Genomic DNA, 14,861 nt, shown 5'->3' with positions numbered 1-14,861 from the left:
CTAATCCACCAATAAGTGTTGATATTGATCTGCTTGTTGGCGTAAGTAATCCCAAACCAATTTAATACGGGGTTCATGCTGTAAATCGACAAAGGTCAGCATCCAAAAGGTATGATTAAAACGAACCTGCTGCTCCAAGACTTCCTCAAGTTCAGGTTTATCATCTGCTAAAAACTTGGGTAAAATCGCCAGTCCTGCACCCGCACTGACTGCAATTTGTTGCGCTAAAATACTGCTACTGCGGAAGTTGGCGCTGAGTTTTAACGGTAAGCGTTCCAAACAATACAGTTCAGGGCTATACACCAGATCATCAATATAATTGACAAAGCGATGCTGGGTTAAATCCTCCAGCCGACGGATCGGTGGGTTTTGTGACAGATAGTTTTTGCTGGCATAAATCTTTAAACAATAATCGGATAGACGCGTAATGATATAAGGCCCTGAGGTTGGGCGGTCAATTGAGACCACAATATCGGCTTCACGATGTGAAAGCTTAATCATTTTCGGAACAGGGATCAGGTCGATGGTCAGTAGCGGATATCGAATGGAAAACTCTGCCAACAAACGTGCCAGAAATGCCGTACCAAAGCCTTCAGGTGTGCCAATTCGCACACGCCCCTGTAAAGGTTGGTTGGGCTTCTCAATTTGCAAGAAGGCTTGTTCCATTTGTTCAACCTGAGGAACAAGTGCCAGCCCCTCAAAGGTCAGTTCATATCCAGTGGCTTCACGTTTAAACAAGGTTGTGCCTAAAGTCTGCTCCAATGCTTGAATACGTCGCGCAACGGTACTGTGTTCGACACCAATAATCCGTGCAGCACTGGTTAAGGTTTTAGTCCGCGCCAAAACCAAAAAAAACTGTAGATGATCCCAATCCACTTTCATTGTTGTTATATCCATTGTGCATATTTGCACACCAATCGTGCATTAATTTGCGTTGGTGGTCAAAGTTTTCTTTGCTAGTCTCAAACAAACGTTAAAAAAAGAAAATACGACGAATCGCTATTTTCGAACATGTGAACACAATAAAAATAGGGCCTATGGAGAGGTTATGAATACAATCCAAAAAATCGAATTGGAAACCGCTAAGTTACTCATTAACGGACAATTCATCGAATCTGAAACACAGCAATGGCAAGACATTGTCAATCCTGCGACTCAGGAGGTAATTGGCCGTGTGCCTTTTGCGACTGTGCAGGAAGTCGATGCCGCTATTCAGGCTGCGCAAGATGCGTTTATTTCTTGGCGTCAAACCCCAATTCAGGCGCGCATGCGTATCATGCTCAAGCTACAAGATTTGATTCGCGCCAATATGAAGGATATTGCACAGGTACTGACCGCTGAACAGGGTAAAACCTTGGCTGATGCCGAAGGTGATATTCAACGTGGTTTGGAAGTGGTTGAGCATGCTTGCTCCGTTGGCACGCTGCAAATGGGTGAATACATCGAAGGTGTGGCACGTGGGGTGGATACTTATACCTTGCAGCAGCCTTTGGGTGTCTGTGCAGGGATTACCCCGTTTAATTTCCCAGCCATGATTCCATTGTGGATGTTCCCAATGGCAATCGTTTGTGGCAATACCTTTGTGTTAAAGCCATCTGAACAAGACCCTTTAAGCACCATGATGTTGGTTGAGCTTGCGATTCAAGCAGGAGTACCAGCGGGCGTACTCAACGTGGTGCATGGCGGGAAAGAAGTGGTTGATCGCCTCTGTACGCATCATCACATTAAAGCGATTTCCTTTGTGGGTTCGACTGCGGTGGGTACGCATGTCTATAACTTGGCTGGGCAACATGGTAAGCGTGTGCAGTCGATGATGGGCGCGAAAAATCATGTGGTGGTGATGCCAGATGCCAACAAAGAACAAACGCTGAATGCCTTGGTTGGCGCTGCATTTGGTGCAGCAGGGCAGCGTTGTATGGCACTCTCAGTTGCGGTGATGGTCGGTGAGAGCAAACAGTGGATTCAAGAGCTGGTTGAAAAAGCCAAAACCCTAAAGGTCAATGCAGGGCATGAACCCAATACTGATATTGGTCCTGTGATTTCACAACGTGCCAAAGCGCGGGTAGTGGACTTGATTAATAGCGGTGTAGAGCAAGGTGCAGAGCTGTTATTGGATGGTCGAGCTGTTCAAGTGCAAGGCTATGAATCTGGTAACTTTGTTGGCGCGACCATTTTTAGTGGCGTCAGCACTGAGATGCGCATTTATAAGGAAGAAATTTTTGGCCCTGTGCTGGCGATTATTTGCGTCGATACTCTGGATGAAGCGATTGCGTTGATCAATGCCAATCCATTTGGTAATGGCGTTGGCTTATTTACCCAAAGCGGTGCGACGGCACGTACTTTCCAAAACTTGATTGATATTGGTCAGGTCGGGATCAATATTCCAATTCCTGTGCCTGTTCCATTCTTTAGCTTTACTGGTTCAAGAGGTTCAAAACTCGGTGATTTAGGACCATACGGTAAGCAAGCAGTTCAGTTCTATACACAAACCAAAACCATTACCAGTCGTTGGTTTGAAGACAGTCATGAAGTCGGCAGTGTCAATACCACCATCAGTTTACGTTAAGGGGATCATGGATGAATATCGCCTTTATCGGTCTCGGAAATATGGGCGGCAGAATGGCCCATAACCTGCTCAAAGCAGGGCTCAATGTCTATGGTTATGATCTTAGTGAAGTGGCAAATCAGCACTTTGCTGAGGCGGGAGGCATCGTTTGTGACAGCCCGCAAGCAGCAGCCAAGCAAGCAGATGTCGTGATCACCATGTTACCAGCAGCCAAGCATGTTAAAGACGTTTATCTCGGTGAAAATGGTGTTTTAGCCGTGCTTAAAGCAGGTAGCTTATGCATTGATAGCAGTACCATTGATCCGCAAAGCATTAAAGACATAGCTGAAGTTGCACAGAGTAAAAACATTAAGATCTGTGATGCCCCTGTTTCAGGTGGCACCATTGGCGCTCAAGCAGGTACTTTAACCTTTATGGTCGGTGCTGATGAGCAGACCTTTAATGCAGTGAAACCTGTGCTTAGCCATATGGGCAAGAACGTGATCCATTGTGGTGAGGTCGGAGCAGGTCAAATTGCCAAAATCTGCAATAACTTGATTCTGGGTATTTCCATGACGGCCGTAGCAGAAGGGATGGCATTGGGTGTGAAACTGGGGATTGATCCAAAAGCCTTGGCAGGCGTGATTAATACCTCGAGTGGACGTTGCTGGAGTTCGGATGTGTGTAACCCTTGGCCGCATATCAATGAAAATGCGCCTGCTTCTCGTGGCTATCAAGATGGTTTCGCTACACAGTTGATGCTGAAAGATTTAGGCCTCGCTGTTGAAGCTGCGGGGCAAGTCAAACAACCGATTTTGTTAGGTGGCATGGTACAACAGCTCTATCAACAGATGTGTATGCGTGGCAATGCACATCTTGACTTTTCCAGCATTATCCAGCAGTACCTCCCAGAAGAGGCTTAAGCACGAAGCCATAGGATGGCTTTAAATCAATGACACTCTGTCGTGAATAACTACAAATCCAGACTGAGGGAATAGAGATGTTAAATTATAAAGATGTGGCGCAAGCTTTTGATTTAGAAAGTACGGCAACGCAAATGTTATCCGGTTCATTAGATGCACTGAATGCCTGTTATGAGTGTTGTGACCGACATGTAGACGGTGAAAAAGTGGCCTTGTACTGGCAAGGTAAAGACGGTCGAAAAGCGCAATATAGCTTTCGTCAGTTACAACAATGGTCCAGTCAATTTGCCAACTTTTTAAAATCACAAGGCGTACAGCAAGGTGATCGTATTTCAGGTTTATTGCCCAGAACACCTGAACTAATTGTCACGATTTTAGCAGCGTGGCGCATTGGTGCAGTGTATCAGCCGCTGTTTACTGCTTTTGGGCCGAAAGCCATTGAGCATCGTATCCAGCTTGCACAAAGTAAACTGGTGGTGACTGATGTAGGCAACCGCAGCAAGCTGGATGAAATTGAGCAATGTCCAGCGATTGTCACGGTTGCCGATGCGCAAGATACATCACTCAAAGTAGGTGATTTTAACTTTTGGGATGAGTTGAATCAGCAACCTGAGCAATGTGAATTGGTCATGCGTAACTCACAAGACCCTTTCCTATTGATGTTTACTTCAGGTACAACGGGGCCTGCGAAACCTTTAGAAGTACCACTCAAAGCCTTGATTGCGTTTGGGCGGTACATGCAAGATGCCATTGGTTTAAGGGAGGAAGATTCCTTTTGGAATATCGCCGATCCGGGTTGGGCCTATGGTTTGTACTATGCGATCACTGGACCGTTATTCTTAGGTCACGCCACCTTGTTTTATGAAGGTGCTTTTAGCACCGACAGCCTGTGCCAAATCGTCAAGGATTATCAAATTACCAATTTGGCTGGCGCACCCACGGCCTATCGCATGATGATGGCGGCTGATCCTGCACAAATGGCAGCGTTAAAAGGACAGTTCCGTGTGGTCAGCAGTGCAGGCGAGCCACTGAATCCCGAAGTGATTCGCTGGTTTAAACAAACTCTAGATGCGCCGATTTTTGACCATTATGGGCAAACTGAAGTGGGTATGGTGGTGTGTAATCATCACGGCCTAAGCCATGAAATCCGTGCAGGTGCAGCAGGTTTTCCAAGTCCGGGCTATCGCGTTGCTGTTGTCAATGAACAAGGCGAAGAACTTCCGCCAGACACCGCAGGAATTTTGGCAGTGGATATCAGTCAATCCCCGATGATGTGGTTTGGGGGCTATCAGGAAACTCGGAAACCCCCTTTTGTTGGTCAGTACTATTTAACCGGAGATACGGCTGAGTTACATGCCGATGGCAGTATGAGTTTTGTGGGGCGTAGTGATGATGTGATCACCACATCGGGCTATCGTATTGGGCCGTTTGATGTGGAAAGTGCATTGTTGGAACACGATGCTGTGATTGAAGCCGCTGTGGTTGGTGTGCCTGATCCAGATCGGACCGAGTTGGTCAAAGCCTTCGTGATCTTAGCGGCAGGTATTCAGCCTACAAATGCATTGATTGAAGAACTGAGCCAATTTGTGAAAAAACGCCTTTCTGCACATGCCTATCCACGCTTGGTTGAATTTGTGACGGAACTGCCGAAAACCCCAAGTGGCAAAATTCAGCGCTTTTTACTCCGCAATCAGGAAATTGCGAAACAACAAGCGAAAGCAGGCTAAAGGACTAAAATATGCAATTGACTGAAGAACAATTACTGATTCGTGATATGGCGAGAAGTTTCGCCCAAGAACAAATCAAACCCCATGCCAGTGATTGGGATCGAGACGGCACCTTTCCAAAAGCTGCTTTAGCGCAAATGGGGCAACTCGGTTTTATGGGCATGCTGGTGCCAGAGCAATGGGGCGGTTCCGATACGGGTAATTTAGCCTATGTACTGGCGTTGGAAGAAGTCGCCGCGGCTGATGGTGCGACCTCGACCATTATGAGTGTACACAACTCGGTCGGTTGTGTACCGATTTTAAAATTTGGCAATGACGAGCAGAAACAGCGCTTCTTAAAACCGTTGGCACAGGGCGACATGATTGGTGCTTTTGCCTTGACTGAACCACACACAGGTTCAGACGCGGCTGCGCTTAAAACCCGTGCGGTCAAAGATGGCGATGATTACATTCTCAATGGTGCGAAACAGTTTATTACTTCGGGCCATAATGCGGGGGTGATTATTGTTTTTGCCGTCACCGACCCGAGTGCAGGCAAAAAGGGTATCAGTGCCTTTTTAGTTCCACGTGATACACCGGGTTATGAAGTGATCCGAGTGGAAGAAAAACTCGGCTTACATGCTTCGGATACCTGCCAGATCGCTTTGACTGATGTTCGTATCCACAAAAGTTTGATGTTGGGTAAAGAAGGTGAGGGGTTAAAAATTGCACTCGCAAATTTGGAAGGTGGCCGTATCGGCATTGCTGCACAAGCGGTGGGCTTAGCACGTGCAGCACTGGAAGAAGCGACGCGTTATGCCAAAGAACGTCTGACTTTTGGTAAACCCATTTTTGAGCATCAAGCGATTGCTTTTCGCTTAGCCAGTATGGCAACTGAAATCGAAGCGGCCAGACAATTGGTGCACTATGCCGCACGCCTCAAAGAAGCAGGTCAGCCCTGTTTGAATGAGGCGTCTATGGCAAAGTTATTTGCTTCTGAAATGACCGAACGTGTCTGTTCCAGCGCCTTACAGGTCTTTGGTGGCTATGGCTATCTCAAAGATTTCCCGATTGAGCGTATTTATCGTGATGCCCGAATTTGTCAGATTTATGAAGGCACCAGTGATATTCAACGTTTAGTGATCGCACGTAGTCTATAAAACCAGAACAAGGAATTTCATGATGGAGTGGCAAACTATTTTATTAGAAAAACGTAATGGTGTTGGGCTGATTACTCTGAATCGTCCTCAGGCGCTAAATGCCTTAAACAGTGAATTGATCAGTGAGGTCAATCAGGCGCTTGATCAATTGGAAAAAGATCGTGAGATTGGCTGCATGGTGTTGGCAGGCTCAGAAAAAGCCTTTGCCGCAGGGGCTGATATCAAGGAAATGGCTGAGCTGAACTTTCCTGAGATTTATTTTGATGATTTTTTTCATCTTTCTGATCGCATTGCCCAACGCCGTAAACCTTTGATTGCTGCGGTGAGTGGTTATGCTCTGGGTGGGGGCTGTGAGTTGGCGTTGATGTGTGACTTTATTTATTGCGCTGACAACGCCAAGTTTGGTTTGCCTGAAGTCACCTTAGGCGTGATCCCTGGCATTGGTGGTACCCAGCGTTTGACCCATGCGATTGGTAAGGCCAAAGCCATGGAAATGTGTTTGACTGCACGACAAATGGGGGCTGTTGAAGCTGAGCAAAGTGGTCTGGTGGCGCGGATTTTGAGTAAAGACGAATTGCTCGAACAAACCTTACAAGCAGCGGAGAAAATCGCGGCACGATCCCTGACAGCCAATATGATGCTAAAAGAAACCATTAACCGTGCCTTTGAAGTGAATCTGACCGAAGGTTTACGTTTTGAACGACGTATGTTCCATTCAATCTTTGCAACCTCCGATCAAAAAGAAGGTATGCAGGCCTTTGTGCAAAAACGACAGGCGAATTTTAAAAATCAATAAGAGATCCACAAACATGAATACAGAACATCACTTAATGATTGAACAAAAGGGTGGCTTAGGCATCATCAGTTTAAATCGAGTGACCCATCTCAATGCGTTATCACTAGAGATGATTGAAGGGATTTGCAGCCAGCTTGAACTGTGGCGAAATGATGCTGCCATTCAGGCGGTGTTGATTAAATCGAATAGCCCTAAAGCATTTTGTGCAGGTGGCGATATTCGTTATCTCTATGACAGTTATAAAAATGGCACGACGGATCACCAAGGTTATTTCAGTGCTGAATATAAAATGCTGACCACGCTACGTGAATATGAAAAAGCTGTGCTGGTGTTGCTTGATGGTTATGTACTCGGTGGTGGTTTTGGCTTGGCACAAGCTTGTCACATTATTGTGAGTAGTGAAAAGTCTCGATTTGCCATGCCTGAAACAGCGATCGGCTTTTTCCCTGATGTCGGTGCCACGCATTTCCTGTCGAGACTGGATGATATCGGTGTCTATATGGCGATTACAGGAGAGCAGATCAGCAGCAGCGATGCACTCTACCTCGATTTAATTGACTACCACGTACCTAGTGAGCAATTACAGGCTTTGCAAGAAGCACTTGTTGATGCACCACAGTTAACCAAACAACACATCGAACATATTGTCAGCCGCTTTATTACGCGTCCTGCTGAAAGTGAATTAAAACAACTGACGGAAGGGATTCGTAAACATTTCGGTTTTCAGTATTTAGATGAAATTGAATCCAGCCTTGAGACTGAACAAGAGCAACAGTTGCAGCCGTGGACCAGCAAAATGCTGAATATTCTGCAACAGCGTTCGTTTGTTGCCAAACAAACCAGTTTAAAGCTGCAACATTTAGGGCGTGGACTTTCGTTGCAACAGTGCATGCAATTGGAGCGTGATTTGCAGGATATCTGGTTTGAACATGGTGACTTTATTGAAGGTGTGCGTGCACTGATTGTCGATAAAGATAAGCAACCACAATGGCAGAAAGCCAACTCAGAACTGGAGCAAATTTTAGAAAAACTGAGCTAAATCACCTTATAAAAATAAAAAAATACTTAGAAATACAGCAAGGCTTGAAATGCTTATGGTCAGGATTGCTCATAAGCAGAAAAACGCAAAAACAAGAAGATTGCAGAAAGGAAGATTGTGATGCAAACAGCATATGAAAACGGTTCACCCCCTAAAAAGTCGTCACATCGATTAGCAGGGATTTCCAGTATGGTCGGTACCACCATTGAGTGGTATGACTTCTTTATCTATGGTGCAGCAGCAGCGCTGATTTTTAATAAATTATTTTTTCCAAATTTAGACCCGCTGACTGGTGTGCTTGCTGCATTTGCCACCTATGCGGTTGGGTTTATTGGGCGACCTTTGGGTGGCTTGGTGTTTGGACATTTTGGTGACAAGATTGGTCGTAAATCTATGTTGCTACTTACCCTGATGTTGATGGGGATTCCGACTGTTCTGATTGGACTGTTACCCACCTATGAATCCATTGGTTATTGGGCTGCGCTGTGTTTGGTGATTTTGCGATTCATCCAAGGTATGGCGATGGGTGGCGAATGGGGTGGTGCTGTTTTGATGGCGGTTGAACACGCCCCTGAAGGAGGGAAAGGCTTTTGGGGCAGTTTGCCTCAAGCCAGTACTGGTGGTGGTTTAATGCTGGCATCTATTGCACTTGGACTGGTCTCATTATTACCTGAACAAGCCCTTTTTAGTTGGGGCTGGCGTTTGCCATTTCTTGCCAGTATTGTTTTACTCGGTGTGGGTTGGTATATCCGTGTCAAAGTACCGGAATCGCCTGACTTTGAAAAAGTAAAACAGCAGTCCGAACAAGTGAAAGTCCCTGCTTTACAAGTGTTTAAGCATCATCCGAAGCAACTCATCACTATTATTGTGGCACGTGCGGCTGAAAATGCATGGTTTTATATTGCCTCGACCTTTACCTTGGCCTATACCACCGCACAACTGGGGATTCCACGACAAGAGATTCTATTCGCCACCATTTGTGGTGCTGCTGTGATCTTGTTTGTAACGCCGCTATGTGGACATCTGTCAGATAAGGTCGGTCAGCGCAATATGTTTATGTTTGGTTTATGCGTGTTGGCACTTTATTGCTATCCATTCTTTAGCATGTTGAATACCAAAGATCCCGTTTGGGTGTGGACCGCGATTGTGCTCGCGATTGGTGTGGTTTTCCCGATTATGTATGCACCACAGGCACAACTGTTTGCGCGGCAGTTCCCCGCAGAAATTCGCTACAGTGGTATCTCAATTTCGGTGCAGTTGGCTGGGGTATTGGGTGGTGGTATAGCGCCACTGATTGCGACCAAGCTGCTGAGTGTTGGGCAGGGCAATCCCTATCTGATTATGATTTATATTGGGTCGATGGCAGTGGTCGCGATTGTTGCCACCACCTTCATGCCACGCGATCGAATTTATCGAGCGGATGATGCGTATATGCAAAAAGAAGATTTAGACTTGAAAACCAAAATCACTGAACATTCTTAATGTGCATCTTCTGAATAGAAAAAAGCCCTAATCTTTCGACTAGGGCTTTTTTTGAATCTGGAGCGGGAAAGGAGACTCGAACTCCCGACCCCAACCTTGGCAAGGTTATGCTCTACCAACTGAGCTATTCCCGCTTATTGAGCAGTTTTTTCTAAAACTTACACTAAAAAATTTGAGCGGGAAAGGAGACTCGAACTCCCGACCCCAACCTTGGCAAGGTTATGCTCTACCAACTGAGCTATTCCCGCATGCCGTGTATAATACATTATGCAAAAATAGGGTCAATAATTTTATGCAAAGAAATTGATTAATTGCATAAAATAAAAGCATTTCTAGTATTAAAAAAAGCAAAAAGCGAAATTTTGTATAAGCGTTTTACTCAAGGGATGCTCATGTATACTAGTGGACTACCTCAATCTGAACCTACAGAGTGACTGATGAACTTAGAACAACAGTTGATTGAACGTTTACAAAGCTTAGCTCCGAGTCACCTTGAAGTGATCAATGAATCGGCGGGTCATGGTGGTTATTTTCCTGGGAAAGAATCACACTTTAAAGTGATTGTGGTCAGTGATGCGTTTCAAGGTTTACGTTTGGTACAACGCCATCAAAAAATTTATGCAGTTGCTGCTGAGCTGATGAGTCCGGGACAGATTCATGCCTTAGCGATTCATGCTTATGTCGCAAGTGAGTGGCAAGGTCAAGCACCTGCAAGCCCTGAATGTGCACATGCACCAAAACCTTAAGGATTGATTATGGATGCACATTTAATCACCAAAATTATTCATATGTCAGCAGTCAGTCTGTTGATTCTGGTCTTTGTTGTTCGCGCAGCGACATTATTTGTGGGGACACAACAGCAACAACCTAGCCCCAAAGCACGTAAAGGTTTTGTGGGCTTACAACATTTGTCACTATCGCTGATTATCATGACTGGCGCAGTATTACTGGTGATGAATAACTTTGAGGTTCAGCCTTGGTTCTACGCCAAAATCATTCTATTTTTTGTACTCTGGTCGTCTATGATTAAAACCTATCGAGAAGATAGCAGTATTTTATTGGTGCAGCGTCGTATCGGTGTTTTGATCGGTGCAGTTGCATTGGTGGGGATTCTTGGCTTGGTGATGATGAAGCCTGTTTTTGGGTAATTGTCTGACATTGTTTTAGTAATTGTTGGGGCACTAGGTTAAACTGTGTGCAATTTGCAAAAAAATCGTGTAGAGGGAAATCATGTTAACTCGTGTGGTATTTAACCAAAAAGGTGGTGTGGGGAAATCAAGTATCACTGTGAATTTAGCGGCGATTAGCGCTAAACAAGGTTTCAGAACCTTAGTGATTGATCTAGATCCACAAGCAAACTCAAGCCAATACCTTTTAGGTGAAGATGCGACATATTCTGCGGATAAAGCAGCATTAGAGCCAAACATTGAAAATTTCTTTGATGATATTTTAGCAACAACACAGCAAAAGGGCTTGATTGGCAATGCCATCGGCTCAATTCTTAAAGCACCACGTAGCAAAGGTTTAGAAAGCTATGTGCATCGTACCTCTTTTGAAAACTTGGATGTGATTCCTGCCAGCCCAAGTTTAGGCACGCTTGAGCATGCCTTGGAAAGCAAGCACAAAATTTATAAGTTACGTGATTCGATTCAGGTCTTGAGTTCGCGTTATGACCGTATTTATATTGATACACCACCCGCATTTAATTTCTTTACTTTATCGGCACTGATTTCGGCACAACGTGTGTTGATTCCATTTGATTGTGATGTGTTTTCAAAACGTGCGTTACAAACTTTGATTGAAAATGTGCTCGAAACCCAAGATGATCATAATGATCGCTTGGAGATTGAGGGAATCGTGGTCAATCAATTCCAGTCTCAGGCAAAATTACCGCGTGAAGTGGTTCAACAGTTAAAAGATGAAGGCTTACCTGTGTTAGCAAGCATGCTGCCACCATCCGTATTAATGAAAGAATCACATCAAAAGAATTTACCCTTGATTCATTTGGCATCTGAACATAAGTTGACCCTTGCTTATGTCACTTTGTTCAATGAGATTGAATCAAAGCAATAAGAGAACGTTATGAAACGCTTATATTGGATGCCTGTTTTGGCTACGAGTATGCTATTGGGTGCTTGTGCATCAACGGTTAAACCCGCTTATGTCTCGCCAACACAGTACCAAGCTTTAAACTGTCAACAACTGCAAGCGGAATACAATCGTGTTCAGCATTATATTGACAATGGTGTGCAAACGCCGAAACGAACTGGTGTTGGCGTGGGTGTTGGACTCGGTGGCGGTTGGGGTAAAGGCGGCTGGGGCTTTGGTCCATCTGTTTCCGTGAATATGGGTCAGTCGATGAATACCAAAAATACCGAGCTAGCAAAAGTTTTGGGCCAGCAAGACGCAATTGTGCAAGCAGCGCAGTTTAAAGGCTGTCCAATTATTGTGAAACCACGACCGAAATCATAGTTTTCTATTGATTATTGCCGTAGTTCGCTGCGGCAATGAAAACTAAATCTTAGCAAAATGTTTCAAGTAAAAAATATAAAAATCAATTTCTTAATGTAATTTACCCCACTGTTTTCCTGATCTTGTCCATTGAAGTAGTCGCTTAAAACTTGTCTATTCCCCCTAAATTCGTTTAAGGTGGCGACCACGCACAGTCATTCGGTATATATATGATAGAGAGTTGGTTTTTTGTTTTGGCAATGTTGGCGGTGTTACTTATTCCCGGTCCAACCAATGCTATGCTTGCCAGTGCAACACACCAACAAGGTGTACCTAAAACACTCACTTTTATCCCGATAGAATGGTTGGGTTATGTATATGGTGTGAGTTTATGGGCATTGTTTATCCATCTTTTCCAACCCATTTGGCCTGCACTCGGGGTGATTCTGCATACGGGTGGTTTAGTCTATGTGCTTTGGATGGCATTTCATCTCTGGAAAAGTTCTCATCTACAAAAGCATGCTCAACATCATCAACATATACGCAAGACACAGTTATTTGTATCTACCTTAAAAAACCCCAAAACGGTGCTGTTAGCAGCAGGAATCTTCCCGCTTGAGACGTGGAATTCGGTACAAAATGCGCTATTGGTGTTTACGATTTTTACACTGGTACTCATCCCAGTTTCTATTTTTTGGATGGTATTCGGACGTGCACTGTTGGCGGGAAGTTTAGCTGGAATTAAAGCCGACCATTTATATAAAGGGTCGGCCATGTTATTGCTGATCTGTATGCTGCCGATGGTGTTCCGTTTCTTCTAAAACCAAAAAACAGCAAATCTTGATTAGGCTTTATGTCGATTCATTCTTTGGCGAATAAAGCCGATAATGCCCGGTAAGATGCTGATAATAATGATGCCAAAAATCAAATAAGTGAAGTTGTCTTTGACGATTGGCATATTTCCAAATAAATAACCCAAAGTGATAAAGGATGCGATCCAGCAGAAAGCACCAATTACATTATAGGTCAGGAAATATTTATAGTTCATGCTGCCTGCGCCCGCGACAAAGGGAGCAAAGGTCCGTGCAAATGGAACAAATCGAGCAAAAATAATGGTTTTTCCACCATGACGTTCAAAAAATTGCTGAGTTTTGAGTAAATGTTGTTTATTGATAAAGCGAGAGTTGCTTTCAAACACACGTGGACCGATATAGTGACCAATATGATAATTAACGGTATCGCCCAATACTGCGGCAATAAATAGTAAAACACCTAACAACCATGGATCCATGGCACCTGTTGAAGCCGCAAGTGCACCAGCAGCAAAAAGCAAACTATCACCAGGTAGAAATGGCATGACCACAAAGCCAGTTTCGACAAAAATAATGAGAAACAAAATGGCATAGATCCATACGCCATAATTGGTGATAAATTCTAAAAGGTGTTCGTCAACGTGCAGAATAAAATCAATGAGTTCCATGAAAATGTTAACACTATAAATTTGAGCTAAATCCTAACAGTGCATGTGTAGAATGTCAGTATAAAAAGCAAATTAATTGGTAACTTTACATGATGTCTAAGGCGGGAGATTTCTGTTGCAAATATAGAACGATGTGTAAACGGATATCATGTTTATTGCAATATAAAACATACATACACTGTTGCTATGTTAAAAAACAAACAGTGTGGAAGTAATTATGTTTAATCCAAATGTTGTGGTCAAAAATATCGTAACACAGACTGGCGTGGCTAATGTCGTAACTCTGATTGCTCGTTTGTTATTGGCTTATATTTTTCTTGTTGCAGGTTGGGGCAAGATCGTAGGCTATGCGGGTACGGTGGGTTATATGGAATCCATGGGTGTTCCAGGTGCTTTATTACCTTTAGTGATCTTGGTTGAGTTTGGTGGTGGCTTGGCTTTATTGTTTGGTTTCCAAACACGATTCGCATCTTTAGGCTTAGGTGTTTTTAGTATTCTTACAGCCTTTATTTTCCATGGTGGTGCAGAAGATGCGATTAACTTTATGAAGAACTTCGCTATGGCGGGTGGCTTCTTTATGTTGATGCTCTATGGTGCAGGTCGTATTAGCCTCGATCATCTTATTGAGAAATAATGATCAAGTCCCCTCAGCCTAATTGGCTGGGGGTGATGCCATGTCAAAGATTTACCAATGATTACAAATGTAAGCCGACATCAGCATAAATTTTTGCTTAGATATTCTTAAGTTAAAAAATAAGGTAGGTAAAATGAAAAAAATCATTGCGGGTTGTGCGATTGGATTGGTGATCGGATTATCCAGCCAGACTTGGGCGGGTAAGGATGATCATGTGCTAATACAAGAAGCCGCAAAAAATGTTGTGACCGTCAGTCAGGCCGCTAAAATGGCGGATGAAACAGGTGTTACTTTGACTGGTCAAATTACCAAACATCTAAAAAGTGATCACTATGAATTTAAAGATAGCAGTGGCACGATCAGTATCGAAGTAGATGATGACATTTGGCGTAAAGCAGGCTTAAAGGTTGGTGATCATGTACGCTTAGTGGGCGAAGTGGATACCCATCGTTATAAACCAACTGACATTGAAGTGATCAAAATTGAGAAACATCAGCACTGATTAAAATGTAAAAAGGAAGCAAGTGCTTCCTTTTTTATTTACTTTAAATGTCCTGTCCTGAAATAAGTTTACACATTAAGAGACTTATTTTATGGAACACGAAAGAGAACAACGAGTTAAGCGCACTCAACGAGATTATAGCT

16 protein-coding genes and 2 tRNA genes are annotated in these 14,861 nt (G+C 44.0%); 14 read left to right on the top strand and 4 right to left on the bottom strand.

Annotated elements, in window-relative coordinates; genetic code table 11:
* Nucleotides 1–882 (bottom strand): LysR family transcriptional regulator, encoded by an 882-nt coding sequence (locus tag MMP72_RS12185; RefSeq protein WP_241317655.1) that lies wholly within the window; start codon nt 880–882, stop codon nt 1–3.
* A gap of 166 nt (nt 883–1,048) precedes the next feature.
* Between MMP72_RS12185 and MMP72_RS12180 the strand changes: the two genes are divergently transcribed.
* The 7 genes from MMP72_RS12180 (at nt 1,049) to MMP72_RS12150 (ending at nt 9,651) form a co-directional block, all read left to right on the top strand.
* Nucleotides 1,049–2,566, top strand: coding sequence for a CoA-acylating methylmalonate-semialdehyde dehydrogenase (locus MMP72_RS12180; protein WP_241317654.1), 1,518 nt, complete (start codon nt 1,049–1,051; stop codon nt 2,564–2,566).
* An 11-nt stretch (nt 2,567–2,577) separates the two neighbouring features.
* Nucleotides 2,578–3,468 (top strand): 3-hydroxyisobutyrate dehydrogenase, encoded by an 891-nt coding sequence (gene mmsB / locus MMP72_RS12175; protein WP_241317652.1) that lies wholly within the window; start codon nt 2,578–2,580, stop codon nt 3,466–3,468.
* Nucleotides 3,469–3,545: 77 nt separating this feature from the next.
* Complete coding sequence (locus MMP72_RS12170) at nt 3,546–5,195, top strand: AMP-binding protein (RefSeq protein WP_241317650.1); 1,650 nt, start codon at nt 3,546–3,548, stop codon at nt 5,193–5,195.
* 11 nt (nt 5,196–5,206) lie between these two features.
* Entirely contained in the window at nt 5,207–6,334 is a 1,128-nt protein-coding gene (locus MMP72_RS12165; RefSeq protein ID WP_241317649.1) for an acyl-CoA dehydrogenase family protein, read from the top strand.
* A gap of 22 nt (nt 6,335–6,356) precedes the next feature.
* Nucleotides 6,357–7,130 carry an enoyl-CoA hydratase gene (locus MMP72_RS12160; RefSeq protein ID WP_241317647.1) on the top strand — a complete coding sequence of 258 codons (774 nt, stop codon included), beginning with the start codon at nt 6,357–6,359 and terminating at the stop codon, nt 7,128–7,130.
* A 13-nt stretch (nt 7,131–7,143) separates the two neighbouring features.
* On the top strand, nt 7,144–8,169 hold the full coding sequence (locus tag MMP72_RS12155; RefSeq protein ID WP_241317645.1) for an enoyl-CoA hydratase/isomerase family protein: 1,026 nt from the start codon (nt 7,144–7,146) through the stop codon (nt 8,167–8,169).
* A gap of 120 nt (nt 8,170–8,289) precedes the next feature.
* The gene (locus tag MMP72_RS12150) at nt 8,290–9,651 is read left to right on the top strand and encodes an MFS transporter (protein WP_241317643.1); all 1,362 of its coding nucleotides are present in this window, start codon (nt 8,290–8,292) and stop codon (nt 9,649–9,651) included.
* A gap of 58 nt (nt 9,652–9,709) precedes the next feature.
* On the opposite strand, the gene MMP72_RS12145 is transcribed toward MMP72_RS12150, so the two are convergent.
* Nucleotides 9,710–9,785, bottom strand: a tRNA-Gly gene (locus MMP72_RS12145).
* Between the two features lie 41 nt (nt 9,786–9,826).
* Nucleotides 9,827–9,899: transfer RNA gene (locus MMP72_RS12140), tRNA-Gly, on the bottom strand.
* Nucleotides 9,900–10,088: 189 nt separating this feature from the next.
* Between MMP72_RS12140 and MMP72_RS12135 the strand changes: the two genes are divergently transcribed.
* The 5 genes from MMP72_RS12135 (at nt 10,089) to MMP72_RS12115 (ending at nt 12,923) form a co-directional block, all read left to right on the top strand.
* Entirely contained in the window at nt 10,089–10,397 is a 309-nt protein-coding gene (locus MMP72_RS12135) for a BolA family protein (protein WP_241317641.1), read from the top strand.
* 9 nt (nt 10,398–10,406) lie between these two features.
* Nucleotides 10,407–10,799 carry a SirB2 family protein gene (locus MMP72_RS12130; protein ID WP_241317639.1) on the top strand — a complete coding sequence of 131 codons (393 nt, stop codon included), beginning with the start codon at nt 10,407–10,409 and terminating at the stop codon, nt 10,797–10,799.
* Nucleotides 10,800–10,881: 82 nt separating this feature from the next.
* Entirely contained in the window at nt 10,882–11,724 is an 843-nt protein-coding gene (locus tag MMP72_RS12125; protein ID WP_241317637.1) for a ParA family protein, read from the top strand.
* 9 nt (nt 11,725–11,733) lie between these two features.
* Nucleotides 11,734–12,123 carry a hypothetical protein gene (locus tag MMP72_RS12120; RefSeq protein ID WP_241317635.1) on the top strand — a complete coding sequence of 130 codons (390 nt, stop codon included), beginning with the start codon at nt 11,734–11,736 and terminating at the stop codon, nt 12,121–12,123.
* Between the two features lie 209 nt (nt 12,124–12,332).
* Nucleotides 12,333–12,923: a LysE family transporter gene (locus MMP72_RS12115; RefSeq protein ID WP_241317633.1), complete on the top strand. Its 591-nt coding sequence runs from the start codon at nt 12,333–12,335 to the stop codon at nt 12,921–12,923.
* Nucleotides 12,924–12,946: 23 nt separating this feature from the next.
* On the opposite strand, the gene MMP72_RS12110 is transcribed toward MMP72_RS12115, so the two are convergent.
* Entirely contained in the window at nt 12,947–13,582 is a 636-nt protein-coding gene (locus MMP72_RS12110) for a DedA family protein (RefSeq protein WP_241317628.1), read from the bottom strand.
* A 217-nt stretch (nt 13,583–13,799) separates the two neighbouring features.
* Here MMP72_RS12110 and MMP72_RS12105 point away from each other — a divergent pair, with 217 nt between their 5' ends.
* Nucleotides 13,800–14,216 carry a DoxX family protein gene (locus MMP72_RS12105; protein ID WP_241317625.1) on the top strand — a complete coding sequence of 139 codons (417 nt, stop codon included), beginning with the start codon at nt 13,800–13,802 and terminating at the stop codon, nt 14,214–14,216.
* Between the two features lie 133 nt (nt 14,217–14,349).
* Entirely contained in the window at nt 14,350–14,718 is a 369-nt protein-coding gene (locus tag MMP72_RS12100) for a NirD/YgiW/YdeI family stress tolerance protein (protein WP_241317623.1), read from the top strand.
* Nucleotides 14,719–14,861 lie beyond the last annotated feature (143 nt).

Origin of the sequence: Acinetobacter sp. NIPH 2699, from assembly GCF_022549355.1 — a bacterium.
GTDB lineage: Bacteria > Pseudomonadota > Gammaproteobacteria > Pseudomonadales > Moraxellaceae > Acinetobacter.
This window is presented reverse-complemented; position numbering and strand designations above follow the sequence as displayed.

Excerpts from the sequence above, each read along its gene's own strand:
- MMP72_RS12185 (WP_241317655.1), bottom strand. The coding sequence starts at position 882 with ATGAAAGTGGATTGGGATCATCTACAGTTTTTTTTGGTTTTGGCGCGG.
- MMP72_RS12180 (WP_241317654.1), top strand. The coding sequence starts at position 1,049 with ATGAATACAATCCAAAAAATCGAATTGGAAACCGCTAAGTTACTCATT.
- mmsB (WP_241317652.1), top strand. The coding sequence starts at position 2,578 with ATGAATATCGCCTTTATCGGTCTCGGAAATATGGGCGGCAGAATGGCC.
- MMP72_RS12170 (WP_241317650.1), top strand. The coding sequence starts at position 3,546 with ATGTTAAATTATAAAGATGTGGCGCAAGCTTTTGATTTAGAAAGTACG.
- MMP72_RS12165 (WP_241317649.1), top strand. The coding sequence starts at position 5,207 with ATGCAATTGACTGAAGAACAATTACTGATTCGTGATATGGCGAGAAGT.
- MMP72_RS12160 (WP_241317647.1), top strand. The coding sequence starts at position 6,357 with ATGGAGTGGCAAACTATTTTATTAGAAAAACGTAATGGTGTTGGGCTG.
- MMP72_RS12155 (WP_241317645.1), top strand. The coding sequence starts at position 7,144 with ATGAATACAGAACATCACTTAATGATTGAACAAAAGGGTGGCTTAGGC.
- MMP72_RS12150 (WP_241317643.1), top strand. The coding sequence starts at position 8,290 with ATGCAAACAGCATATGAAAACGGTTCACCCCCTAAAAAGTCGTCACAT.
- MMP72_RS12135 (WP_241317641.1), top strand. The coding sequence starts at position 10,089 with ATGAACTTAGAACAACAGTTGATTGAACGTTTACAAAGCTTAGCTCCG.
- MMP72_RS12130 (WP_241317639.1), top strand. The coding sequence starts at position 10,407 with ATGGATGCACATTTAATCACCAAAATTATTCATATGTCAGCAGTCAGT.
- MMP72_RS12125 (WP_241317637.1), top strand. The coding sequence starts at position 10,882 with ATGTTAACTCGTGTGGTATTTAACCAAAAAGGTGGTGTGGGGAAATCA.
- MMP72_RS12120 (WP_241317635.1), top strand. The coding sequence starts at position 11,734 with ATGAAACGCTTATATTGGATGCCTGTTTTGGCTACGAGTATGCTATTG.
- MMP72_RS12115 (WP_241317633.1), top strand. The coding sequence starts at position 12,333 with ATGATAGAGAGTTGGTTTTTTGTTTTGGCAATGTTGGCGGTGTTACTT.
- MMP72_RS12110 (WP_241317628.1), bottom strand. The coding sequence starts at position 13,582 with ATGGAACTCATTGATTTTATTCTGCACGTTGACGAACACCTTTTAGAA.
- MMP72_RS12105 (WP_241317625.1), top strand. The coding sequence starts at position 13,800 with ATGTTTAATCCAAATGTTGTGGTCAAAAATATCGTAACACAGACTGGC.
- MMP72_RS12100 (WP_241317623.1), top strand. The coding sequence starts at position 14,350 with ATGAAAAAAATCATTGCGGGTTGTGCGATTGGATTGGTGATCGGATTA.